Source organism: Aliivibrio wodanis (genome assembly GCF_052920805.1).
The window spans coordinates 2,473,213-2,496,651 of sequence record NZ_JBREXA010000002.1 but is presented as its reverse complement, the minus strand read 5'-3'; the positions used below and the strand labels follow the sequence as shown (position 1 = coordinate 2,496,651).

Annotated in this window: 23 protein-coding genes, 1 pseudogene and 1 riboswitch; of the genes and pseudogenes, 8 read left to right on the top strand and 16 right to left on the bottom strand. The window is 38.3% G+C overall.

Annotated features, from left to right (window positions below; translation table 11 throughout):
* Nucleotides 1–41: 41 nt before the first annotated feature.
* Nucleotides 42–272, bottom strand: a riboswitch (cobalamin riboswitch).
* 148 nt (nt 273–420) lie between these two features.
* On the top strand, nt 421–1,527 hold the full coding sequence (gene trmA / locus ACU5DF_RS19520; RefSeq protein ID WP_446713922.1) for a tRNA (uridine(54)-C5)-methyltransferase TrmA: 1,107 nt from the start codon (nt 421–423) through the stop codon (nt 1,525–1,527).
* Nucleotides 1,528–1,632: 105 nt separating this feature from the next.
* On the opposite strand, the gene ACU5DF_RS19515 is transcribed toward trmA, so the two are convergent.
* Both ACU5DF_RS19515 and fabR read right to left on the bottom strand, forming a co-directional pair.
* Nucleotides 1,633–2,007: a YijD family membrane protein gene (locus tag ACU5DF_RS19515; RefSeq protein WP_045103124.1), complete on the bottom strand. Its 375-nt coding sequence runs from the start codon at nt 2,005–2,007 to the stop codon at nt 1,633–1,635.
* 44 nt (nt 2,008–2,051) lie between these two features.
* Entirely contained in the window at nt 2,052–2,735 is a 684-nt protein-coding gene (gene fabR, locus ACU5DF_RS19510; RefSeq protein ID WP_099047752.1) for an HTH-type transcriptional repressor FabR, read from the bottom strand.
* A gap of 234 nt (nt 2,736–2,969) precedes the next feature.
* On the opposite strand from fabR, the gene sthA reads away from it, so the two are divergent.
* Nucleotides 2,970–4,385 carry a Si-specific NAD(P)(+) transhydrogenase gene (gene sthA, locus ACU5DF_RS19505; RefSeq protein WP_446713921.1) on the top strand — a complete coding sequence of 472 codons (1,416 nt, stop codon included), beginning with the start codon at nt 2,970–2,972 and terminating at the stop codon, nt 4,383–4,385.
* A gap of 64 nt (nt 4,386–4,449) precedes the next feature.
* Here the strand turns inward: sthA and ltrA are convergent, their stop codons facing one another.
* The 4 genes and pseudogenes from ltrA to lexA form a co-directional block, all read right to left on the bottom strand.
* On the bottom strand, nt 4,450–5,760 hold the full coding sequence (gene ltrA / locus ACU5DF_RS19500) for a group II intron reverse transcriptase/maturase (RefSeq protein WP_446713678.1): 1,311 nt from the start codon (nt 5,758–5,760) through the stop codon (nt 4,450–4,452).
* A 613-nt stretch (nt 5,761–6,373) separates the two neighbouring features.
* Nucleotides 6,374–7,705, bottom strand: coding sequence for an MATE family efflux transporter DinF (gene dinF, locus ACU5DF_RS19495; protein ID WP_446713920.1), 1,332 nt, complete (start codon nt 7,703–7,705; stop codon nt 6,374–6,376).
* A gap of 108 nt (nt 7,706–7,813) precedes the next feature.
* Nucleotides 7,814–8,608: a class I SAM-dependent methyltransferase gene (locus tag ACU5DF_RS19490; protein WP_446713919.1), complete on the bottom strand. Its 795-nt coding sequence runs from the start codon at nt 8,606–8,608 to the stop codon at nt 7,814–7,816.
* Nucleotides 8,609–8,749: 141 nt separating this feature from the next.
* Nucleotides 8,750–9,371, bottom strand: a pseudogene (gene lexA, locus ACU5DF_RS19485) (transcriptional repressor LexA).
* A gap of 241 nt (nt 9,372–9,612) precedes the next feature.
* On the opposite strand from lexA, the gene plsB reads away from it, so the two are divergent.
* Entirely contained in the window at nt 9,613–12,036 is a 2,424-nt protein-coding gene (gene plsB, locus ACU5DF_RS19480) for a glycerol-3-phosphate 1-O-acyltransferase PlsB (protein WP_446713918.1), read from the top strand.
* 85 nt (nt 12,037–12,121) lie between these two features.
* Here the strand turns inward: plsB and ubiA are convergent, their stop codons facing one another.
* Together ubiA and ACU5DF_RS19470 are read right to left on the bottom strand one after the other, a co-directional pair.
* Nucleotides 12,122–12,979 (bottom strand): 4-hydroxybenzoate octaprenyltransferase, encoded by an 858-nt coding sequence (gene ubiA, locus ACU5DF_RS19475; protein ID WP_446713917.1) that lies wholly within the window; start codon nt 12,977–12,979, stop codon nt 12,122–12,124.
* Nucleotides 12,979–13,518: a chorismate lyase gene (locus ACU5DF_RS19470; protein ID WP_045103131.1), complete on the bottom strand. Its 540-nt coding sequence runs from the start codon at nt 13,516–13,518 to the stop codon at nt 12,979–12,981. The genes ubiA and ACU5DF_RS19470 overlap by 1 nt, the downstream gene beginning before the upstream one ends.
* A 121-nt stretch (nt 13,519–13,639) precedes the next feature.
* Between ACU5DF_RS19470 and ACU5DF_RS19465 the strand changes: the two genes are divergently transcribed.
* Nucleotides 13,640–14,050: a flagellar basal body-associated protein FliL gene (locus ACU5DF_RS19465; protein ID WP_045103132.1), complete on the top strand. Its 411-nt coding sequence runs from the start codon at nt 13,640–13,642 to the stop codon at nt 14,048–14,050.
* A 71-nt stretch (nt 14,051–14,121) separates the two neighbouring features.
* Here the strand turns inward: ACU5DF_RS19465 and glpG are convergent, their stop codons facing one another.
* The 6 genes from glpG to ftsY form a co-directional block, all read right to left on the bottom strand.
* Entirely contained in the window at nt 14,122–14,955 is an 834-nt protein-coding gene (gene glpG / locus ACU5DF_RS19460; protein ID WP_446713916.1) for a rhomboid family intramembrane serine protease GlpG, read from the bottom strand.
* Nucleotides 14,956–14,961: 6 nt separating this feature from the next.
* The gene (gene glpE / locus ACU5DF_RS19455; RefSeq protein WP_045103134.1) at nt 14,962–15,285 is read right to left on the bottom strand and encodes a thiosulfate sulfurtransferase GlpE; all 324 of its coding nucleotides are present in this window, start codon (nt 15,283–15,285) and stop codon (nt 14,962–14,964) included.
* A gap of 419 nt (nt 15,286–15,704) precedes the next feature.
* Complete coding sequence (rpoH, locus tag ACU5DF_RS19450) at nt 15,705–16,565, bottom strand: RNA polymerase sigma factor RpoH (RefSeq protein WP_045103135.1); 861 nt, start codon at nt 16,563–16,565, stop codon at nt 15,705–15,707.
* A gap of 220 nt (nt 16,566–16,785) precedes the next feature.
* Nucleotides 16,786–17,739: a permease-like cell division protein FtsX gene (ftsX, locus tag ACU5DF_RS19445; RefSeq protein WP_045103136.1), complete on the bottom strand. Its 954-nt coding sequence runs from the start codon at nt 17,737–17,739 to the stop codon at nt 16,786–16,788.
* Nucleotides 17,732–18,400, bottom strand: coding sequence for a cell division ATP-binding protein FtsE (gene ftsE / locus ACU5DF_RS19440; protein ID WP_045103137.1), 669 nt, complete (start codon nt 18,398–18,400; stop codon nt 17,732–17,734). The genes ftsX and ftsE overlap by 8 nt, the downstream gene beginning before the upstream one ends.
* A gap of 3 nt (nt 18,401–18,403) precedes the next feature.
* Nucleotides 18,404–19,627 carry a signal recognition particle-docking protein FtsY gene (gene ftsY, locus ACU5DF_RS19435; RefSeq protein ID WP_446713915.1) on the bottom strand — a complete coding sequence of 408 codons (1,224 nt, stop codon included), beginning with the start codon at nt 19,625–19,627 and terminating at the stop codon, nt 18,404–18,406.
* Between the two features lie 70 nt (nt 19,628–19,697).
* Here ftsY and rsmD point away from each other — a divergent pair, with 70 nt between their 5' ends.
* The 3 genes from rsmD (at nt 19,698) to ACU5DF_RS19420 (ending at nt 21,306) form a co-directional block, all read left to right on the top strand.
* Complete coding sequence (gene rsmD / locus ACU5DF_RS19430; RefSeq protein WP_045103139.1) at nt 19,698–20,300, top strand: 16S rRNA (guanine(966)-N(2))-methyltransferase RsmD; 603 nt, start codon at nt 19,698–19,700, stop codon at nt 20,298–20,300.
* Nucleotides 20,301–20,573, top strand: coding sequence for a DUF1145 domain-containing protein (locus ACU5DF_RS19425; RefSeq protein ID WP_045103140.1), 273 nt, complete (start codon nt 20,301–20,303; stop codon nt 20,571–20,573).
* Between the two features lie 139 nt (nt 20,574–20,712).
* A complete protein-coding gene (locus ACU5DF_RS19420; protein ID WP_045103141.1) occupies nt 20,713–21,306 on the top strand; it encodes a YhgN family NAAT transporter in 594 nt (197 codons plus the stop codon).
* 51 nt (nt 21,307–21,357) lie between these two features.
* Here the strand turns inward: ACU5DF_RS19420 and ACU5DF_RS19415 are convergent, their stop codons facing one another.
* Together ACU5DF_RS19415 and ACU5DF_RS19410 are read right to left on the bottom strand one after the other, a co-directional pair.
* On the bottom strand, nt 21,358–21,600 hold the full coding sequence (locus tag ACU5DF_RS19415) for a YecH family metal-binding protein (RefSeq protein ID WP_045103142.1): 243 nt from the start codon (nt 21,598–21,600) through the stop codon (nt 21,358–21,360).
* Between the two features lie 856 nt (nt 21,601–22,456).
* Nucleotides 22,457–22,822, bottom strand: coding sequence for a hypothetical protein (locus ACU5DF_RS19410; protein ID WP_045103143.1), 366 nt, complete (start codon nt 22,820–22,822; stop codon nt 22,457–22,459).
* Nucleotides 22,823–23,098: 276 nt separating this feature from the next.
* Between ACU5DF_RS19410 and ACU5DF_RS19405 the strand changes: the two genes are divergently transcribed.
* Nucleotides 23,099–23,431: a DUF2500 domain-containing protein gene (locus ACU5DF_RS19405; protein ID WP_045103144.1), complete on the top strand. Its 333-nt coding sequence runs from the start codon at nt 23,099–23,101 to the stop codon at nt 23,429–23,431.
* The last annotated feature ends 8 nt before the right edge of the window (nt 23,432–23,439 follow it).

The following is a 23,439-nucleotide window of genomic DNA, read 5'->3' as shown; positions in this document are numbered from 1 at the left end:
ATTGTTTCCTAAAATCGCGTTAAGTCCATACAGTAATACATCATGTATCACTTATTGTTGGCAGGTCTTCGGACTTAAGAGCAGTTAACCTAAAGTACTCACTTCCCATTATTTTTCTCTATATCCTTTATCATACAGAAAAACAACAGTGTGAATGGATATGTACCTTCGTTCTCTCTTACCGCTGCGCGTCAGTTCTGGATTTTCACCAGATTCCCTTTTCAGGCTATTATCGAATATGAGAATAGCGCACCAACATTGGCGAAATACTAGAGGTGTACAGTACTCTTGTCTAGGTTTATGTGCTGAATATCACAGTGCTTATACAATTAGTTTCGACCAATCACACACAAATACTGGACAACAGATCTCTATCGCATAAAATCGGCGCTCTTATTTTGAGCAGCGCGAGGCAAGACAATGACACAATCCGTCATGAACCCAGAAAATTATCAAGTGCAATTAGATGAAAAAGCAGAAACACTATCTACTTTATTTTCTGAATTTGACGTTCCAGAATTGGAAGTCTTCTCTTCTCCTGCTGAAAACTACCGCATGCGTGCAGAGTTTCGAGTTTGGCATGAAGGTGACGATATGTATTACGTCATGTTCGATCAAAAAACAAAAGAGAAATATCGTGTAGACTATTTCTTACCTGCTACTCGTCTTATTAACGATTTAATGCCACTGCTCGCTGAAGCAGTAAAAGAAAGTAAAACACTGCGCTATAAAATGTTCCAAGTTGATTTTTTATCAACACTAAGCGGTGAAATCTTAGTATCTATGCTCTACCACCGTCAATTAGATGAGGCTTGGAAAAAAGAAGCAGCTGCATTAAAGCAGCGTTTAAATGATGAAGGGTTTAATTTAAATATTATTGGTCGCGCACGTAAAATGAAAATCGTTTTAGACCAAGAATTCGTTATTGAAAAACTAAAAGTTAATGATGATATCCTGACTTATAAGCAAGTTGAAAACAGCTTTACTCAACCAAATGGTGTTGTTGCTCAAAAAATGTTGGAGTGGGCGGTAGACTGTACTCAAAATAGCCAAGGTGATTTATTAGAACTTTACTGTGGTAATGGTAACTTCTCTTTAGCCCTAGCTAAAAACTTTGATCGTGTACTAGCAACTGAGCTTGCAAAACCTTCCGTTGAATCTGCGCAGTATAATATCGCAGCAAACAATATTGATAATGTTCAAATCATTCGTATGTCAGCAGAAGATTTTACTGATGCGATGGAAGGTAAACGAGAGTTTAGACGCTTAAAAGATCAAAACGTTGACTTAAAGAGCTATAACTGTAATACCATTTTTGTCGACCCACCGCGCTCAGGCATGGATGAAGGCACTTGTAAAATGGTACAAGGTTATGAGCGTATAATGTATATCTCTTGCAACCCTGAAACATTGAAAGAAAACTTAGAAATTTTAGGTAAAACCCATAATATCACTCGTTTTGCGCTGTTCGACCAATTTCCATATACCCATCATATGGAAGCTGGAGTTTTCTTAGAAAGAAAATAACTTACTATCCTAATTGTAATTAGTACTAAAAGTAACAGATAAAAAAAGGCCCAGAAGCATACTATTCTCACTAGTATAATTCTGAGCCTTTTTTATTACTTCAACTTATGCTTCAGCTTGTTCGCCTTTCTTATTCAACAGTCCCATTTTAACTGCAATCCAAAGTAGTAAACTTAATGCAACAAGGATAGAGAAAAAGTTACCACCCATTTCTGGGTATTGCGCTTTTACAAATGCAGAATGACCAAATAAGCCAACAAAAAAGCACGCTACTGCGACAAGAGACGTATCATCATTCGCAGGTTGACGTAAATATTCTTGATATAATCCTTGAGCTGCAAGAACTAGGGCTATAATAGGGAAAATTGAAAATGCTACTTCTGCAGCTGTAAAGCCAATCCAGGTTGCATTTAAACAAAGACCAGCCACCACTGATAGCGCTAATGTCTTGCGTTCATTTCTACTATTTTCATGTGTCATGTTTATTACCTCGTGTAGACATTGATTCACTATGACCAATGCAGTTAAATTCTATTTTTCATTTCTTTACGGTACCAGTAAGCGCCTTTAGATAACATGCGCAATTGGAAAATTAGCCGTTCAGAAAGCTCCTCTCTATATGCTGTATCTAAATCTAACGCTTCAGCTCCAGAGCTAAAGACTAACGTGACCGAGGCTTCAGCCTGTACTAATGCTTCTTCATGAGCCACACCTGTTGTGGCAACTAAATATTCCGTTAGTTCGGCAACAAAGTGTTGGATTTCTCTTGCAACTGCTGCACGAAAAGCTGGAGATGTCCCAGAGCGCTCTCTTAATAGTAAACGAAATACATTAGGACTGCTTTCAATGAACTCCATAAAAGTGTCAACCGATGTCCGGATCACACTTCCTTCAACAACTATTCGTTGTCGAGCCTGTCTCATTAGTTGACGTAGGATAAGACCACCTTCATCAACTAAAGTTAAACCTAATTCATCCATATCTTTAAAATGGCGATAAAATGAGGTAGGTGCTATTCCTGCTTCTCTTGTCACTTCTCGTAAGCTTAAACTCGTAAAACCTCTTTCGGCACATAGTAGGCAAAAAGCCGCATCGATAATTGTCCGGCGCGTTCTCTCTTTTTGCTGTGCTCGCACACCTTTCACACTGTCAGACCTCTTCACTTCTTCTACAGCGTTGAGCTCATCAGCTTCAAATTCAGGATACATATATTTTACCGTATATTGCACAATTTAATTGAATGGGTATCACAAACTTTTCACTAGTTCACATTATCGATTTCTATTTATCGATGTAAATGATGAAATCCATTATCAAGTATATTTCCACAAACAACGTGATCCTCTCCACTCTATCTGACTCACTTGATTTACCAAATGAATGAAAAGGTTAAAATACTTAACTAGCAATGTTGCGAGATTGATAATAATAAGGCGCTCATAATGACTAACTCAAGCCCTACACATTCAACCCACTTTGATGCCATTGTCATTGGCAGTGGTCCTGGGGGAGAAGGCGCAGCAATGGGTCTCACTAAGGCAAACTTAAATGTTGCTATTATTGAAAGAGAACCAAGCGTTGGTGGTGGTTGCACCCACTGGGGAACTATACCATCCAAAGCATTGCGTCACGCTGTTAGCCGTATTATTGAATTTAATTCAAACCCTCTCTACTGTAAAAATAATACCAGTCTTCATTCGACTTTTTCAGATATTTTAGGACATGCGAAAAGTGTAATCGATAAACAAACTAGAATGAGGCAAGGATTTTATGATCGTAACCAGTGTTCATTAATTTTTGGTGAAGCCAGTTTCGTCGAAAAAAATACTATTGCCGTAACCGCAAAAGACGGATCTATTGAAACCTATACCGCTGATAAGTTCATTATTGCCACAGGTTCTCGCCCTTATCGCCCTGCTGGAGTAAACTTCAATCATAGCCGAGTCTATGACAGTGACTCAATTTTATCTCTTCAACATGATCCTCGACATATCATTATTTATGGTGCTGGGGTAATTGGTAGTGAATACGCATCAATCTTTCGAGGTTTAGGCGTTAAAGTTGATCTTGTTAATACTCGTGATCGCTTACTTTCTTTCCTAGATAATGAAATGTCTGACGCCCTCTCCTACCACTTTTGGAACAGTGGTATTGTGACTCGTAATGATGAAACCTTTGAGAGTATTGAAGCCAGTGATGAAGGGGTAGTGATGCACCTTGAATCTGGTAAAAAAATGAAAGCAGATTGCATCTTATTTGCTAATGGCAGAACAGGTAATACAGATAAATTAAACCTATCTGCAGTAGGACTTGAAGCCGATTCTCGTGGGCAGCTCAAGGTTAATGGTAATTACCAAACAACTGCTGATCACATCTATGCTGTTGGTGATGTTATTGGTTATCCTAGTCTAGCTAGTGCCGCTTATGATCAAGGACGCTTTACCGCTCAAGCGATCACGAAAGGAAAAGCTGAAGCTCAATTAATTGATCATATTCCTACTGGTATTTATACCATTCCTGAAATCAGCTCTGTGGGCAAAACAGAACAAGAATTAACGGCGGCAAAAGTACCTTATGAAGTCGGAAGAGCGTCCTTCAAGCATTTAGCTCGCGCTCAAATTGCGGGAATGGATATCGGTAGTTTAAAAATTCTTTTCCATCGTGAAACCAAAGAAATCTTAGGCATACATTGCTTTGGTGAACGTGCCGCTGAAATCATTCATATCGGTCAGGCGATTATGGAACAGAAAGGCGAAGCAAACACTATTGAGTATTTTGTTAATACTACATTTAACTATCCAACAATGGCTGAAGCCTATCGTGTTGCCGCTCTAAATGGATTAAACCGCCTCTTTTAAATCAAAAAAGAGCAGCATATACAAACAAAATCGAGTAGGAGGAGGCCTCGCGGCCTCCGTCCTCTCACACCACCGTACAAGCGTGGGTCGCATACGGCGGTTCCGAATACATTTTTAGTACCTTATACCCATCAAGTAATGAGTATAATCCCATCTCTCTCAGTTTTACGTTTGGAAGAGCATGATTCACTTGAGGTGTTCTTGAGAGTCTCCACCAACCTTTATCTGACATCGCTAATTTCCAAGCATTTCGCTCGCTTACACCTTCTTGGCGTAACCACATCGCTATGCTGTATCTTCGCTTTCTCTGTTTCAGGCGGTAGCTCCGAAGTCGGCGTCTTATCCAACTGTCTAGAGTTCCCATTACACTCGGTTTTAAAGCCAGTTTAAAGTAGTATTGCCATCCTCTAAGGTATTGAGTTAATTCTTTTATTATTGCCTTTAACTCTCTTCCTCGATTTCGTTTTGTTATCTCTCTGACCCGCTTTTTCATTCTTGCTTTCGCCTCTTTTGATAGACGGATCTGACCTGAATAACTAAAACTGTGACTTAGATAACTGCGCTCCGTTATTCTTGTCGCCGCACTTTTCTCTCGGTTGACCTTGAGTTTCAGCTTATGCTCTAAGAATACTGTGATCGAGTCTTTGACTCGTTCCGCCGCTTCCTGACTACTCACGTAGATTTGACAATCGTCTGCATATCGACAGAACTTATGCCCTCTACGTTCTAACTCTTTATCTAGCTCATCTAATACTATATTGGATAACAAAGGTGACAGAGGACCACCTTGTGGAGTTCCTCTTTGTCTGCGCTCTATTATCCCATTTCGCATCAGTCCACTTTGTAAATATGACCTAATTAACTTCAAGACTCGTTTATCTTCAATGTCTTGTGCTAAACGATGCATCAGTCTATCGTGATTAACGGTATCGAAATACTTTTCTAAATCTATATCTACAACGTATCCTCTTCCTTCTCTGATGTATTGACTCGCTGTCGCTAAGGCATTGTGAGCGCTACGCATTGGCCTAAAACCAAAACTACTCTTTGAGAATTTTGGATCATAAACTTCGGTTAACACTATCGTGATAGCCTGTTGGACTATTCGATCTAGAACCGTTGGTATTCCCAACTGTCTTACACCACCTTTAGCTTTCGGGATCTCAACACCCAAGACTGGTTGAGGTTGATAACTACCTTCTAATAAGGATTGACGCAGTTGTTGTCCACTATTACCTTGTTTCAGTTTATCAATGGTCGCTTCGATGTTGAGTCTATCAACTCCCGCACACCCTTTATTACTCTTCACTCGGCGTAATGCTGCGTTCAAATTAGTTGGAGCGCTAATGCGCTCTAGTAGTTGAGAGGTATTCACCAAGACTCGCCTTTCTTTCTACGCCAGATACGTTTGTTACGCTTTGTCACCGTCAGTGCTACTTGCGGTTTTACCAACTGGGACAGAGTGATGGATTTCATCGTTGCTGTTACTCCACGTATTTGAGTGTTTAGCGGCTGCTTCTTGATATATTCGGTTCAGGCCTTCCTTTAAACTGTACTGGTTTAAAGTACTATGCCGTCGGCTGACTTCTTAACTTCCGTCGAGTGACATCACTGCCGCTCTAGTCTCTTTGAGACAAAGGCTAAGATCTCCCGAGGTAAGACGCTGTTCTTTCCCATGGTCATGCCTGATTTACTGCGACACACTTCTCGTCGAAACATAGGGTTATTCTATCTATAGCTAGGTTACCCAAGTTGTCACAGCCTACTATCAGATTTCTGTTCGTCACCACCATGTTTTGCCATTTGCTTCCTTCAGATTTCACCTCACGGTGAACACCCTTGCATAGGCTAACGGTTCTCGTTCGACTGAGCCCGTAGAGGACTTTCACCTCCTAGAACAACGCCATGCTCGGCGCACTAATAAAAAGGGATTAAGCATGACTTAACCCCTTTTTTTATTTAACTATCAACGAAACATAGTAGTTGGCCTATGATAGGAAAATTGCTTTTTTCCACTGAATAGAGAAAGTGATCGCCAGACCAATTCCACGCATCGCCATAAAAGATAACATCGCAGCCCACAGAGCATGATTGCCATAATCCTGCATTAACCACCACGTAGTAAAGAACGTCAACATTGCGATAAACATAGAGTTTCTCATCTCAGCTCCCTTAGTCGCCCCCACAAAAATCCCATCTAATAAGAAGCACCACATTGAGACTAATGGCATAGCAACAAGCCAAGGAAGATAAATAAGCGCTGTTTGTTGTACCGCTTCAATAGAGGAAATCATTGAAATTAGTTGATAGCCACCAAGCCCAAAGGCTAAGCTGAGTATTAAACTAGTAATGAAGCTCCAAAAAGTAGTGCCAATTAAAGAATCAGATAACTGAGATTTACTCTTTGCTCCAATAGCCTTACCTACCATCGCTTCCATTGCATAGGCAAAACCATCCATACCATATGAAATCATCATCAAAAAGCTCATCAACACGGCATTAGCAGCCACAATATCTACCCCTAATGACGCTCCTTGAAAAGTCATAAAAGTAAAACAAGCTTGAAGGCACAGTGAACGTAAGAAAATATCTCGGTTCAATTTAAATAAACGCTTAAAGCCAGAAAGAAGATCGGCAACTGGCATGATAAAGCGCGGTAAACCCAATTTTTTACTTTGCTTAATAACAAAGTAAAGACCAATTATAAACGCCGAATAATCAGCAATAACAGAAGCGAGAGCAGCCCCTTCTACCTTCAAGTTAAACCCAACAACAAAGAGTAAATCGAGAATAATATTAATGCTGTTCGTTATGATCACAAGCCACATAGGATAACGAGCATTCTGCGTTCCGAGTAACCAGCCCATGATAACCAAATTACTCAATGCGGCAGGTGCACTCCATATCCGAATAGAGAAATATTGCTCTGCATACAATTTAACTTCAGGCGCTGCGTCACTAAAAGAAAAAATGGCGTAAGAAAGAGGTTGATGAAAGATAAGAAGAATAAAAGAAAAACAAAAAGCTAACAAAACACCCTGAGAAAATGTTTGGCTCAGTAACATTTTATTTTCAGCACCATACGCTTGTGCAGATAAGCCCGTGGTTGCCATACGTAAAAAACCCAACAACCAAAACGTCACGCTGATCATGGTGCCGCCTACTGCAACCCCTCCTAAATACCATGCGTGTTCAAGGTGACCAATTACAGCTGCATCAATTAAACCTAATAACGGAATAGTGATATTTGAAAGCACCATAGGAATAGCTAGCGCTAATACCTGTCGGTGTAAAGAAAGGTTTTTTAATGCCTGTAACATGAGCTCATACCGAGATTGAAAAATAGGTAATATTATTACGTACTTTCTTTCTGTTCTAAACCTTTGCTTAAGGCTATTTATCTACTGCTATTAAGAGGTTCAAGTACATCACCAATTCATATGAATCAAGATCGGTGTCACTCTATGTTTAAATAATGGGAATTTAGCTAACCAACGCTGCCATGGCTTCCATCTGGTACAATCATGTTCAAGAGGAGAAGTAACAGATAAAGTTTCAATCCAAGGTAACCATCCAGTAAAAGACTGCTTTGGGTGAGATAAACCATGTTGATATTCCGTACTACCAAGCTTTTGGCCTATCATAGTATTACAACGATCACCGGCAACGACAAATAACGCTTCTGCATGATGAAAACGACACCCTAATAACTGAACAAACTTAGCAAGCTGTCTTTCTTCGCATTCTAATAAAGCATGTTCACAGACAATCATTACAGGAACATCATGTGGCACAGGGAGACTCTCAACCCAGCTTTCTTCAGTGACAGAGCCACAACGCAGATAATAACGTTCATTAGTATGGAATAGCTTTTGTCGCCAAAGGAGGTTTTCATTAATATCGAGTTCAAGCCAATGACAACGACCGTTATCCAAACGATAAAAACGAGTATCTAACCCTGCCCCCACATTCACCACCCAACCCGATGGATTAGATTTTAGGAATCGAGAAACTTGTTGGTCACATTGAACGGTAAGCGTGGCATGAAGTAATTGCTTTTGATCGATATCTCCAGAGAGACATTCAGAAGAAAGGTGACAATGTCGACATGCAGCAGCTGCAATAGGATCATAAATTAATCCATTGTCGATCATACTTTCACGACTTCTCAACCAAAGAGGTTGTAATAGGCGAGAAGGAATTTTATGGCCGAGCTGTGTCATTATCATCTCCTATGAAAGAGATTAGATGATAATAACTATCATTACCACTTGTAAAGTTCTATTTCAGAAAAACAAGCGATAATGACAATTTAATAATACTCAAAAGAAAAATACCTCATGAATATTAATTATGCGTAAGTATTACATCCAAGTTGTACTGCGGATAACCCCAACAGCAAGACCTTCAATACTTAAGCTCTGTGATGTTAAATCTACTTCAATTGGAGCAAATTCTTCATTTTCAGCATGAAGAAAAACCATCGCCCCTTTACGCTCTAAACGCTTAACGGTTACATCATCATCGACTCGAGCGACAACCACTTGTCCATCACGAACGTCTTGAGTTTTATGAACAGCTAATAAGTCACCATCCATAATGCCAATATCTTTCATGCTTTCACCATTCACGCGCAATAAGAAATCAGCTTGTGGCTTAAACATACCAGGATCCACTTGATAATGACTCTCTACGTGCTCTTGGGCAAGAATTGGTTCACCCGCAGCAACCTGACCAATCAAAGGTACGCCAAAGATCTTCATTCTCAGCTTCTTGTAAAAGAATACGAATACCTCGAGAGGCACCTGGAATAATCTCGATCACTTGCTTACGAGCTAATGCTTTTAAATGCTCTTCTGCTGCATTAGCTGAACGAAACCCCAACTCACGAGCAATTTCTGCACGTGTTGGTGGCATTCCAGTGTCATCAATTTTTGCTTTGATTAGCTCAAAGACTTCTTGCTGTCTTGCCGTTAGTGGCTTCATAACTCACCTGTTTGTTTATACAGTTAACTGTGAGTATATACAGCTGTGCTATGCTTTGAAAGACCTATTGATTAAAAATAAGGCAAATCAGACTACTTTTCTGTCATATTAGTCGTAGTATTGGGGATAATATGTTCATTTATATTAAAAGGTTTGACCAGTTCTGCTATTCTTGCCAACAAATTGTAAGCATCTATATATAACCGACTGATCGGTACATAACTAAGGCGTCATTGTCATTATGTCTACAGGACAAACTATCTATCACTCTTTGCTAAAACTACCACTATCTGTAATGGTGAAGAGCACTTCGATTCCATCGAATCCAATTGAAGACCTCAAGATCGATCTTGAGCGTCCAATTATTTATGCACTGCCATTTCGCTCACATGTTGATTTACTGACATTACAAAAAAGTACATTAGAATTAGGGTTGCCCGACCCTCTTTCTCCAATAGATATTAATGGCGTTGAATACCCACGCTACGTATTCACTTCTATCGGACCAAAAATATTCGACACCGATGATGACCTACCACAAGAGTCATTAGAGCTATTTAAAACGGTCTTAAAACATCACGCTGATAATCCTGACGTCGATTTTCAATTAATTCCGACCTCTATTCTATGGGGAAGAAAACCTGGCAAAGAAGGCACTAGCAAACCTCACTTAATGCCACTTAACGCCCCTCAAAAATTCATCACGCTGATTAAAGCTGGCCGTGACTCAACAGTGCGTATTAGCCCAGTAGTCTCTTTACGCTACATGGCAGACAATCACGGTGCGGATGAAGCAATTGCCCATAAATTAGCTCGTGTTGCTAAAATTCATTTTTCTCGTCAAAAATTAGCAGCATCAGGTCCTAATTTACCTAACCGCCAAGCGCTATTTAATCGTTTGTTAAAATCACAAGCGATAGAAAAAGTAATTTTAGAAGAAGCAAAAATACGCAATGTAGAAGTAGAAAAAGTACGTAAAGAAGCCATGGGGATCATGGAAGAAATCGCGACTAACTTTTCTTACTCACTCATAAAGAATGGTAACCGCTTACTTAAATGGTTATGGAATCGTTTATATCAAGGTTTAAACATCAACAATGCGGCTACTGTGCGTAAGTTAGCACAAGAAGGTCACGAGATTGTTTATGTTCCTTGTCATCGTAGCCACATGGATTACTTATTACTTTCTTATGTTCTTTATCATGAAGGATTAGTGCCACCACATATTGCAGCAGGTATTAACTTAAACTTCTTCCCTGCGGGTCCTATCTTCCGTCGTGGCGGGGCTTTCTTTATTCGCCGTAGCTTTAAAGGTAATCGTCTTTATTCAACTATTTTTCGTGAATATTTAGCAGAGCTATTTGCTAAAGGTTATTCTGTGGAGTATTTCAGTGAAGGTGGACGTTCACGTACTGGTCGCTTATTGGAAGCAAAAACCGGAATGTTAGCGATGACAGTTCAAGCGATGTTGCGCGGTCTAAATCGTCCAGTAACCCTAGTACCTGTTTATATTGGCTATGAACACGTAATGGAAGTAACCACTTACGCTAAAGAACTACAAGGAAAGCGTAAAGAGAAAGAAAATGCAGGACAGGTTTTACGCACTATTCGCAAATTACGTAACTTTGGTCAAGGCTATGTAAACTTTGGCGAACCGATCTCTTTGAATCATTATTTAAATGAGCACGCACCGAACTGGTCTGAGTCAATTAATCCAATTGAGCCACAAAAACCAGAATGGATGAATCCAGTCGTTAATGGCATTGCAAATAAGATGATGACACACATCAATGATGCAGCAGCAGCTAATGCATTAACTTTATGTGCAACCGCTTTACTTGCCGCTCGTCAACGTGCATTAAGTAAAGAGGACTTAACAGAACAGCTAGAGTGTTATTTACAGTTATTACGTAACATCCCTTACTCTGATACTGCAACCGTACCAGCAGAAAGTGCTAATGAATTATTAGAGCATGCTATTGCTCTTGATAAATTTGTAATAGAAAAAGATACTTTAGGCGAGATCGTTTCATTAGATAGAAACCAATCAATCCTAATGACCTACTATCGCAATAATATTATCCATCTATTTGCATTGCCCTCATTAATCGCAAAATTAGTTGTTCAATATCGTTCTATTTCTGTTGATGATATCCAACATCAAATTCAACAAATTTATCCATTTCTCAAAGCTGAGTTATTTTTGCATTATGAAGAAAATGAATTAAATGATGTGGTAAATCAACATGTTGAAGAGCTCATTCGTCAGAAGTTAATTGTACAAAAAGGTGGGGTTTTACAGCTTAACTCGACCAATATTCGTAAACTTCATCTATTGGCTCACACTATTTCAGAAACACTACAGCGCTACGCGATTGCTCTGACGCACCTGCAAGCGTCACCTGAATTAGATAAGAGCGAGTTAGAAGAACAAAGCCAAATAATGGCCCAACGCCTAAGTCGCCTACATGGTATCAATGCTCCTGAGTTTTTTGACAAAGGCGTTTTTGGTATCTTGTTTAATAGTTTAAAAACAGAAGGCTATCTAGATAGTGAGGGCAATGCAGTACTTGAGAAAGTCGCACCGTTCGCACACGATATCTCTAAGTTATTAAGCCCTGAGATTAAGTTAACAATCCAAGCGGTTATGAACAAAGAAAAGTAGTGTTCTTTGAGATACAAAAAAGCCAGTATGGCATTTCTTCTTGAAAGTACCATACTGGCTTTTCTTTTAAATAAATGAGGATAATTTAAATCAGAACGCTTGCACCAATCGCTGCAAAAACTAAACCACCTACATAGTTATTATTTAAAAACGCTTTGAAGCACGCCTCTCTTTCACGGCCTTTAATCAGCCATTGCTGATAAACAAAAAATCCTGCCGCCGCTAATACTCCCCAATAATACACACTTGAAAGTACTAATTGAGAACCAAGAATAATCAATAATGCTAGCACACTTAATTGCAATAGGCCTATGATGAGCTTATCAAACCGGCCAAACAATATCGCTGTCGATTTAATGCCAATCTTAAGGTCATCATCCCTATCGACCATCGCATATTGCGTATCATAGGCAATAGTCCATAAGGCATTAATCACAAACAATAACCAGGCTTCTGGTGGTACTTGATTTGATTCTGCAGCATACGCCATTGGGATCGCCCAACTGAATGCTAAGCCAAGAACAAACTGAGGCAAGTAAGTCACTCGCTTCATGAAAGGATAGGCCACCGCAAGCACGATACCAATCCCCGAAAGCATAATCGTTAACGTGTTCATCGTTAAGACCAATAAAAATGAACACAGCACTAAAACAGCAAACAGTGTTAATGCTTCTTTTGATGAAATTAATCCAGAAGGTAATGGACGATTAGCGGTACGCTTCACATGACCATCGACTTTACGATCAGCAAAGTCATTAATCACACATCCTGCCGAACGCATGAATACCACACCGAGCACAAAGACAATGAATACATGCCAATCAGGTAATCCATCAGCAGCTAAGAATAATGCCCACAATGTTGGCCATAAAAGTAATAATGAACCAATAGGACGATTCATTCGTGTTAATTGCCAAAACGCTTGTGCTTTTGACGTGGTCATTAGTTCATTTCCTTTGAGTAAATAGGCGCGTTAGGTAAAAATAATTCCGCCACCAACATAGGCTTTTCATTCATCCATAATCGAGAACGTCGAGCAAATAACATCCCTTTTTCTGTCTCAATCTTTCCAACTTGAAGCTTATCCCTATGCGCGCTTTGAGCACTAAACACGGTAACACCTAATGGTACCTGACCTTGACGAGTCAAATCGTGCGGTTGATCTTGAAGTGATGATAGTGGGATCAATGTTCTACCATATACCCACGAATTTTGATCTCCCTTTAGAATAACTTTTCGACGCAAACACACCTCATCACCAAGAAGATCTAATTCTACTTCGGTTAACGTTTCTGGATTCACGTGTGTATTATCTAATACCGATACAGACAACAATTGGCAATGTTGCTCTAAACGACGCGATAATGAATCTAAACCCAGCAACCAGTATTGCTGCCATTCACTATGACATTTAAAGGTATCGGCTTCTTGCCACTGTACTTTTTTAAGTGCAGAAGCGCACCAAGAATTGATATCTGACATATTCTCTATAACATCTCTCACATATATCGATTATATTGAGAGATAATGGTTAATTTTTTCTCACAACTGCCGACTATTGTAACAAGTAATAAAATAAATTGACTGACGAATGGATTAGAAAATGACAAAGAAATCATTATTTGCAGGATTACTGCTAATTATTAGCCAAGTTTTTTCCCCTGCGGTTTTCGCAGAAGATGAAGCCGCACCACAAATGGGCTACTTTACTTTAGCGCCAGATCTAACAACTAACTTTGTAACAGCAGGGAAGAAACTCGGATACATTCAAATTCGTGTTGATATCCTAGTCGCTGATAATAAAGAGCTACCTAATTTAGAGCAACACAACCCACAAATCAGGAATGCACTAGTAGAAGTCATGGGACAACAACCAGAGCAGCGTATTAAATCACTGGCAGGTAGAGAAGAAATCAGAAAAGAATGCTTAACCGCTATCAATGAACTGCTATTAACAGAAACAGGAAAAACGTTAGCGGTTGATCTCCTCTTTACTAAATATATTTATCAGTAATAGCTACTCTTACTAAGTAAACAAAAAATGAGCAAGACACGAAGTGGCTTACTCATTTTTTATCCATATCTCTATGCTTTTTTTAATTTACTGTCCATCAATCCAATCACACATCCAGTAATCAATCCAGCAAGATGCGCGGTATTTGCAATTGCCATAAAAGGTTGAGCATACCCTAGAACTAGCCACGCCAACATAAAGCCAACAATTGGTTTCGATACAAAAATCCCTTTCTCTGGAGCTAGCCAACCAATAAACCAAGAATATCCAAGTAGTGCATACACCACCCCAGATAGGCCACCAAAATTAGCACCTTCTACCCAGAACTGTGCTAATCCAGAAAACAGTGCCGAGAATAAAAACAGTTGAACAAGCTTTGTTTTTCCCAAGCGTAATTCAATATCTCCACCAAGCTGCCACCACCATAATAAATTAAAAATAATATGGATTGCAGAAAAATGAAGTAATGCGTGTGAAAACCATCGCCATATCTCAACGCTTTGCCCTTGAAATGCAGGAAAATGTAACACTTGGAAAATAGAATGATTCCACCCTAACTGTTGCAAAGTAAAAATAACGATGCAAGCAGCTATGATCAGTAAGGTGAAAAAACCAGCTTTCGCTTTAACCATCTTAATAAGATCAGGGGAATTATAAGTAAACTTAGCCGTTCGCGTATCAGCCATATCCCACGATGCTGACTGATATTTTGTATCATTAGGATTACTTAAAAAAGCTTGTAATTCAGACTCTACCTCTAGTAAATAAGTATCATCAGATACCACCCATAATGCAAACAGCCCTTCTCCCTCTGGCATCATTCGAATATCAATTTGGCGTGAAGCCATATAATCAATAAATGACTGCCCTGCTCTTGGGTTAGATAATGCGATTAATCTATGCATAGATTATTACTTCTCCACAGGCAACCCTGCTTTATGCCAGCCTTCAAAACCGCCATCAACACTATAAACTTCATCATAGCCCTGATTAATTAAGTATTGGGCAGCGCCTTGACTACTATGTCCGTGATAACACATCACTAATACAGGTTGTTCAAAATCTACTGTATTCATTAACTCAACAATAGTGTCATTGGTTAAATGAAAAGCATTTTCTACATGAGCACGGGAAAATGATTGAAGATCTCGAGTATCGACGATCACAGCATTAAGATCTTTATTTTGTAGCTTATTATTAGCTTCTACTACTGAGATATGTTGAAACTGTTCCATTTAAAGTTCTCTCTCTTTTTTCTTTATTGTACTCTCGATTAACCACAAGAAAAACACAGAGTATGTAAGGATAAAGCAAGGTTATTCACAGGGTTATTATCCACAGCATTTATACCCTAGAATATAACTGTTCTTTTTTTGAGCTCCTGTGGAAAAGCTTGTGGATTACGTTGATAAAGTGTTTTTAAAAAAACCGATCCACCATATGTAGTAAAGATCCTTTTTAATGTGTGGATATAAATTTTGCTCTAAGGGTCCATTTTATCTAGCTTCGTTAAAAAATAACTAAGATCTAAACAGATATCTCACTAGTTATACACAAGAAGTAATATCACTCTATACTACCTCTCGATCCATAATTAACAAATAAAAAAGGCTGACCTCTTTCGAGATCAGCCTTTCTATTGAATTCGATTTAATTAAAACACATCACCAACAGCATCTTTTAACTTTTTCATCGCATTTTTTTCTAATTGGCGAATACGCTCTGCCGATACTTCATAAGTATCCGCTAACTCTTGTAATGTCGCCTTCTCATCGGTTAGCCAACGAGACTGAACAATATGCTGACTGCGATCATCCAATGTTGCAATCGCATTTGCTAAGCGATTATTCGTATATGCTTCCCAGTTATCTTCCTCTAAAGAGTTCGCAATATCTGACTGCTTATCTTCTAAGTAGTAAACTGGTGCTGTGAATGCCATATCACGGTCATCATCTTCTGTCGGAGCTTCAAATGTTGAATCTTGTGCTGCCAAACGAGATTCCATCTCTCTCACTTCAGAAGGTGCAACACCAAGATCTTTCGCAACAGCTTCAACTTCACCATTATTAAACCAACCAAGACGCTTTTTATTTTTTCTTAAATTAAAAAACAGTTTACGCTGTGCTTTTGTCGTAGCCACTTTCACAATACGCCAATTTCTTAATACGTATTCGTGGATCTCAGCTTTAATCCAATGTACAGCAAAAGAAACTAGACGAACCCCTACTTCAGGGTTAAAGCGCTTCACTGCCTTCATTAGACCGACATTACCTTCTTGGATAAGATCCGCTAATGGTAAGCCATAACCAGAATAGCCACGAGCAACATGTACGACGAAGCGAAGATGAGATAGAATCAGCTTTTTCGCTGCCTCTATTTCTTCTTTATAGTGTAAACGTTCTGCTAATTCACGCTCTTCTACCACCGTTAACATTGGATAACTATTAACAGAACGCAGATAGATATCGATACTATCTTGTGAAACAGCAGCCATTGAATACATCTCTTTCGACATTCAAATCCCCATTTATATCTAGATATTACTTAACTTAACCTTGCAATGATGTACTTAAAACAAACAGACTGCAAGTGAAAGGCGGAAAATTATCCACACTTTATGGACTCATTACTGTTAACTAAGTTCACTTTTTAACAAAAAAAATAACAAAAAAACCGCTAATTCAAAGAATTAACGGTTTAAGAAGATCTTAAGTAAAAGTAATGATCTTAGATCATCACACTGGCTCTATTTCTTTCAAATGACGTAATACTGAAATTCGAGCAGCAAGTAAGCCTAAAAACGATGATAACATTAACAATAGTAAGCTTTCATCCCAAGTTAGTCCTACTAATCTAAATACACTGTCATAAAGTACAGCGACATTATCGACTGCTCCATTCAATGTCACTGTAATTATCGCGGTTAGTAACCAAGCAACAAAACCACCTAATAAGCCAAACCACATCCCTGTATATAAGTATGGACGTAAGATAAAGGTATTAGTCGCTCCCACTAACTTCATAACTTGAATTTCATCTTTTTGTTCTAATACATTAAAACGCAATGTATTACCGACAATTAAGAATACTGCAACAAACATTAGAATAGCCAATGTACTTGCGACCACAACCGCCACATGTTTAATCGCATCTAATCGCACTAACCAATCATCATCCAAACGAACATCATTTACATAAGACTGTCGTTTAAATCGTTCGACCAATTGATTCACTTGATCTTTTTCCTGCCATTCAGATTTAGGTGAAACGATCAATACCGCAGGTAATGGGTTAGAATCTAACAACGTCAGTGCTTGTTCAAATCCAGAGTGCTCACTGAGTTCTTTTAATCCCTCTTGTGGAGAGATGTATTGAACTGCCTCAACCTCTTTCCAGTTAGATAACTCATCCCGTAAACTCTGAGCTTTTGACTCTGAAACATCTTGTTGTAAGTATAAACTAACCTGTGATGGCGCTTGCCACTTAGAGGCCACAATAGTGAGGTTTTTACCTAGTAAGTACATACTTGATGGTAAGGTTAATGACATAGCTATCACAGCTAACGTTAATAAGTTACCTAATGGGCGGCGTAATAACTCTCTAAAAGAAAGTCTTGCTTGTTTTTTATGAGTAGCCCAAAAGCCATCACTGGCTGCACCTTGAGTATTTTTAGACTTACGTTTAGCCATGATCAACCACCTCACGTAAGCAACCTTGGTGTAAATCAAAACGACGATATTTATTTCCACCAATTAACGACAAATCATGCGACGCCATTAATACGCTAACTCCAACACGATTAAACTCAGCAAATAAATTAAAAACTTGGCGAGATAATTGTGCATCTAGATTACCTGTTGGTTCATCCGCCAGTAATAACATAGGCTTATTAACGACTGCACGAGCGATACCAACTCGTTGCTGCTCACCACCAGAGAGTTGCATTGGATAACTTTTTGCTTTATCTAATAACCCTGTTTTATCCAAGGCTGCTGATACACGACGCTTAATATCATTTTCTCGAACCGATTCAACTCGCATCGGTAATGCTACATTATCAAAAATGGTTCGGTTCATTAGTAATTTGTGGTCTTGAAAAACAATCCCTATATTACGACGTAGAAAAGGGATATCTTGATTTGAGACCTTAGTGATGTCATGACCGTTAAATAGGATTTTGCCATCACTAGGGCGCTCAATGGCACAGATCAACTTCAGCAAGGTACTTTTACCTGCACCTGAATGACCACTTAAAAAAGCCATCTCACCTCTATTTAGATGAAAGTTTACTTTTTGTAATGCTGGACGGCCACCTCGATAGGCTTTCGACACTTGCTGAAATCGAATCATGCATTATTCCTCACGACTAAACAGTGCATCAATAAAATCTTGTGCCACAAATGGACGTAAATCATCAATACCTTCGCCCACGCCAATAAAACGAATTGGGATTTGGAATTGATCGGCAATTGAAAAGATAACACCACCTTTTGCAGTACCGTCTAATTTAGTTAAAGTAATACCTGTAACTGGAGCTACATCACTAAATAACTTAGCCTGGCTGATCGCGTTCTGTCCCGTACCGGCATCAAGTGTTAACATCACTTCATGAGGTGCTGTTGGGTCAATTTTCTGCATCACACGTACAATTTTACGCAATTCTTCCATTAAATTACTTTTATTCTGTAGACGGCCTGCTGTATCAGCGATAACAACATCAACTTTTCTTGCTTTTGCTGCTTCAATTGCATCATAAATCACAGAAGCACTGTCTGCTCCAGTATGCTGCGCAATAACAGGAACATCGTTACGTTGACCCCAGACTTGAAGCTGCTCAACCGCTGCGGCACGGAAGGTATCACCCGCAGCTAGAATGACTGATTTACCGTCATTCTGGAATTGTTTTGCTAATTTACCAATAGTCGTAGTCTTACCAACACCATTCACTCCTACCATTAAGATAACGTGAGGCATGTTCTTTTCATTAATTTCTAATGGCTTTTCAACCTTAACTAAAATTTCAGCCATTTCTTCTTTTAATAGGCCGTATAAAGCTTCACCATCTTTTAAATCACGTTTACTTGCTTTTTCCGTTAAGCTCTCAATAATTTTAGTTGTGGTATCCATACCAACATCTGCAATCAATAACTGCTCTTCTAATTCTTCAAATAAGTCTTCATCAATTTTTTTACCACTGAATAAACCAAAGAAGCCTGCGCCTATATTCTCTTTTGTGCGTTGTAGACTACGTTTTAAGCGGGTAAAAAAGCTTTCTGTTGGTTTCGCTTGAACCTCTTCAATTACAGGGGAAGTTTCAAACTCTTTTTCTTCAGTTTCTTCCTCTTGAGAGATAACAGGTATCTCTTCTATCTTAGAGGTATCTGCTGTCTCTTCATCATTAGCCTCATTTGAAGTTAACGTTTCTTCCTCGGCTTTATGCTGTTCAAGCTCAGTCTCTTCAACTACACTCTCTGCTGTACTTTCTACTGATTGTTGATCTACGGCTAGTTGTTCGGCTTTTTCTTCATCACCAAAACCTAACCAAGACAATAATCCGCGTTTCTTTTTGCCTGTCATTGGGAAATCCTAGAATTAAATTGGTACAATTTTCTCGTATACTATCACTTTCTTAGCGGTCAAAAAATCTATGCTTAAACGTAAACAACATTCATCTCGCACTTCTGGAACAAATGGACGCTCTGGAAGCATTCGTATTATCAGTGGACGTTGGCGTGGACGCAAACTTCCAGTCCATGATGCTGAAGGCTTAAGACCTACCACCGACCGTGTAAAAGAAACGGTTTTTAACTGGTTAGCCCTTGATATTCCCCATGCTCACTGTTTAGATCTTTTTTCAGGTAGCGGTGGATTAGGGTTTGAGGCTGCTTCACGCGGTGCTGAAAAAGTCGTAATGTTAGAATTAAACAAACAAGCTCATGCACACTTAAAACAAAATTCAGAAAGTTTAAAAGCTGATAATATCGAGCTTCACCATATTGATGCACTTACCTTTTTAGATAAAGTAGCAACACCATTTGATGTGGTCTTTATTGATCCTCCATTTAGAAAAGATTTATTAGAAACAACGCTAACAAAATTAGAAAAGAATGGATGGTTAGCAGCAAATGCCATGATATATATTGAAGCAGAAAAAGAACTCAGTTCATTGCCCGTACCTGCTCATTGGCACTTACATCGAGATAAAACAGCTGGACAGGTCACGTTTAAATTATATAAAAGAGAAGTATAGATGAAAGGATTGATTATTCTAACCAAAATCGCACTTGGGTGTGTTTGGTTAATATTATTACTTAACCTATTTATGCCATTTCCAGGAAAAGGCGCAATTGCACTTTATATCCTGACTGCATTTTTATTTATGATGCACGGTCTACAAATGCTTATCTTTATTGGTGCATTTGGCGATAAAATCTCAATGAGCCGATGGGAAAAGTGGTCGATTCTTATCTTTGGGGTGTTTGCCTTATTAGACATCAGAAAAAAACACATGATGGATAAATAACACGTATTATTCCCTCTATAACTAAGGAGCACTTATTGCTCCTTTTTTGTTGCCTATTCTCCATGCTCTATCCCGTATCAAATATCTATCTATGTTATGATCTTTTCATTCTTTTAATCTCCAACTTAGGTACTCACTTATGGATACCCTTTCCGCTGCTGTTATGCTTTTTCTCATCATGGACCCAATGGGTAACTTACCTGTTTTTACTTCTATACTTAAACACGTAGAGAAAAAAAGAAGACGTATTATTCTTATTCGAGAATTGCTAATTGCCCTTGCAATTATGATGGCTTTCTTATTCATGGGTGAACAAATACTCAATTTCTTAAGTTTAAAAAAAGAAGCGGTTTCTATTTCTGGCGCTATCATTCTATTTTTAATTGGCTTAAAAATGATTTTTCCACCAGAAGGAGGATTAGGCGCGAGCTTAGGTGCTGGGGATGAACCTTTAATCGTTCCCCTTGCCATTCCTATGATTGCTGGGCCCTCAATTCTCGCAACGTTACTATTACTTGCTCACCAAGAACCAGGACGTATGCTTGACTGGAGTTTAGCGTTATTAGGCGCATGGTCTCTGACAACCGTTATCTTAATGTTCTCAGACCTATTCCAACGTATTGTTGGTGAAAAAGGTCTCGCCGCCATTGAAAGGCTAATGGGGATGTTACTACTGATGATTTCTGTACAAATGTTCTTAGATGGTATTACCAGCTATTTTACGCATATCTAATAACAAATACCGTAAACAAAAAAGGTCGCACTTCTTGCGACCTTTTTACATTTAGTGATTACATATACGATCAGGATTTGCTATTAACCCTGATTCAATTTCAACAATTTTCCGTTTAGATAAAAGAAATTCAAGCAATTCACTTAAGCTTAAGTTTTGCTGACTACAAGTATGAAAGCAGACCTCACTACCAAACTCTGCTTCTATTTTCTCTTCTAATGCTAAATAAGAAAGAGGTACATTAGTATCCAATAACATATTGAGAACTACATGACCGTGAATATCTTGTTTCATTATCTATCTCTTTTTCTAATTAAACAGCTACATAGGTTCGTACAGAGTAACAGAAAACCAATTAGCTCTTATGATTCAGCTCATAGTAAATAAACAATTCAAATCCAACCTCTTCATAACCACCTTTATCACTTCAAATAAGACCAACAGAGCAAAAGCAAAGCTAGTTTAAATAACACTTACTCACCGAATAAAAAAACAATCAAACAAAAATACAAAAAATCATTTAAAAACAATAGATTAAAAAACCAAAAAGCTAAATTTATAAAAACATCCAAGAAAAAACATAGCTTTAAATATACTCTTTTAAATAAAAATAATCCTTAACTAGAATCTCGCACTCTTTAAACCTCACTGAAACACCAAGAAAAAAGTTTATAAAAAACATAAAAGAAGTAAAACCACAACACAGAGAGCCTACGCATCAAAATAACCAGTAAAATATTAGATTAATTATCAAACACAAAAAAAATGGGCAAATGACATCAAAATCAACAACTTAAATCAAGTTAACACAAATGAAACATAATAATGCATAATATCAACAGACAAAAGCATACCCTTACCAAGGTAAAAACAGCCGAAAATGTCATAGAAAAGTTATTTTTTTAAGCTTTAGAGGAATCAGCACTTGATCAAAGACTGAAAATGATGGTATTCTATTTAACAAGCAATGAGAGAATACATTAAAGGAGAATAGTAATGATTACTTCATCGCAAAAACAAGGACTTATGATGATCGCAGTAGTTGTTGGACTAATGACCCTGCCAATGATGTACTAATCTACATTCAAATAAGTTTATATAAAAAAACGGACGCTTCTGCGTCCGTTTTTTTATGCTAAAAATAAAACAATCAAAAAAAGTTCTTAATATTATCCCAATGAATCATATAGATAGATACAGATACTAACGTTGACAACAAAACAATCACACCAACAAGTTTCCATAAAAAACGACTGGCTCTTGGAGTCAAAATATCAACCATTTCATTGCATGCATCTTTGAAACTTGATTTATCTTCTAACTTGTACCCATCTTCATGCACTACCTTATTTCTCATAGTTGCAATAAATCGTAATTTTCCAATCACCTCATGGGGCAAACGTTCCTCACAACTGGTAACAAGTTGATGAAGTCCTTTTCCTTCTGCGTGATAATGTGCTTTTAATAAAGATTCAATTTTTCTACTTTGTTTTACAACAAGATCAATATCAGACATCTCACTCTCCTAATCCTTCGTTTTAGATTTCTCTTTCCATTCACCCAATGCCAAATCTCTTAGATTTATCCTACTTCATAAAATAATAGGGGATAATTTACTAAGAGTATTCGAGTCAGATCTCAGTTCACACTTCATTTTATACGTTAATAAATAATATATATAAAATAGTTAGAAAGCCGACACAAACTGAACAAATATTCATTATCTATCGATATAGACCACGTTAAAGTATTGATGTTCACATGTACTTATCTTGCAAGTTTAAGGAAAATCATGCCAGTTACTTATATTATTCTTTTGATCGTATTTATTTTGATTGCCGCAGTGTTATTCCAACGCTTTCAAACTAAATTTATTTTGGGTGATAACGCCCCTGAGATGAAAGCAGAAGTGACCATTCTAGATAAACAAATAGTAGAAATCCCAGACACACAGCCCGGAGAGGAAGACCAAGAGTTTTGGATATACGTGCAGAAAGGAAAATTCGGACCAAAAAGAGAATTTGAAATAGGCGTTCACTATTTTCATGCTCTAAATCCTGGAGATAAAGGTATAATGACCTATCAAGGGCGAAAATTTCATCACTTTGCTTTAAAGCGAGATTAACTCTAGGA

Excerpts from the sequence above, each read along its gene's own strand:
- trmA (WP_446713922.1), top strand. The coding sequence starts at position 421 with ATGACACAATCCGTCATGAACCCAGAAAATTATCAAGTGCAATTAGAT.
- ACU5DF_RS19515 (WP_045103124.1), bottom strand. The coding sequence starts at position 2,007 with ATGACACATGAAAATAGTAGAAATGAACGCAAGACATTAGCGCTATCA.
- fabR (WP_099047752.1), bottom strand. The coding sequence starts at position 2,735 with ATGTATCCTGAATTTGAAGCTGATGAGCTCAACGCTGTAGAAGAAGTG.
- sthA (WP_446713921.1), top strand. The coding sequence starts at position 2,970 with ATGACTAACTCAAGCCCTACACATTCAACCCACTTTGATGCCATTGTC.
- dinF (WP_446713920.1), bottom strand. The coding sequence starts at position 7,705 with ATGTTACAGGCATTAAAAAACCTTTCTTTACACCGACAGGTATTAGCG.
- ACU5DF_RS19490 (WP_446713919.1), bottom strand. The coding sequence starts at position 8,608 with ATGACACAGCTCGGCCATAAAATTCCTTCTCGCCTATTACAACCTCTT.
- plsB (WP_446713918.1), top strand. The coding sequence starts at position 9,613 with ATGTCTACAGGACAAACTATCTATCACTCTTTGCTAAAACTACCACTA.
- ubiA (WP_446713917.1), bottom strand. The coding sequence starts at position 12,979 with ATGACCACGTCAAAAGCACAAGCGTTTTGGCAATTAACACGAATGAAT.
- ACU5DF_RS19470 (WP_045103131.1), bottom strand. The coding sequence starts at position 13,518 with ATGTCAGATATCAATTCTTGGTGCGCTTCTGCACTTAAAAAAGTACAG.
- ACU5DF_RS19465 (WP_045103132.1), top strand. The coding sequence starts at position 13,640 with ATGACAAAGAAATCATTATTTGCAGGATTACTGCTAATTATTAGCCAA.
- glpG (WP_446713916.1), bottom strand. The coding sequence starts at position 14,955 with ATGCATAGATTAATCGCATTATCTAACCCAAGAGCAGGGCAGTCATTT.
- glpE (WP_045103134.1), bottom strand. The coding sequence starts at position 15,285 with ATGGAACAGTTTCAACATATCTCAGTAGTAGAAGCTAATAATAAGCTA.
- rpoH (WP_045103135.1), bottom strand. The coding sequence starts at position 16,565 with ATGTCGAAAGAGATGTATTCAATGGCTGCTGTTTCACAAGATAGTATC.
- ftsX (WP_045103136.1), bottom strand. The coding sequence starts at position 17,739 with ATGGCTAAACGTAAGTCTAAAAATACTCAAGGTGCAGCCAGTGATGGC.
- ftsE (WP_045103137.1), bottom strand. The coding sequence starts at position 18,400 with ATGATTCGATTTCAGCAAGTGTCGAAAGCCTATCGAGGTGGCCGTCCA.
- ftsY (WP_446713915.1), bottom strand. The coding sequence starts at position 19,627 with ATGACAGGCAAAAAGAAACGCGGATTATTGTCTTGGTTAGGTTTTGGT.
- rsmD (WP_045103139.1), top strand. The coding sequence starts at position 19,698 with ATGCTTAAACGTAAACAACATTCATCTCGCACTTCTGGAACAAATGGA.
- ACU5DF_RS19425 (WP_045103140.1), top strand. The coding sequence starts at position 20,301 with ATGAAAGGATTGATTATTCTAACCAAAATCGCACTTGGGTGTGTTTGG.
- ACU5DF_RS19420 (WP_045103141.1), top strand. The coding sequence starts at position 20,713 with ATGGATACCCTTTCCGCTGCTGTTATGCTTTTTCTCATCATGGACCCA.
- ACU5DF_RS19415 (WP_045103142.1), bottom strand. The coding sequence starts at position 21,600 with ATGAAACAAGATATTCACGGTCATGTAGTTCTCAATATGTTATTGGAT.
- ACU5DF_RS19410 (WP_045103143.1), bottom strand. The coding sequence starts at position 22,822 with ATGTCTGATATTGATCTTGTTGTAAAACAAAGTAGAAAAATTGAATCT.
- ACU5DF_RS19405 (WP_045103144.1), top strand. The coding sequence starts at position 23,099 with ATGCCAGTTACTTATATTATTCTTTTGATCGTATTTATTTTGATTGCC.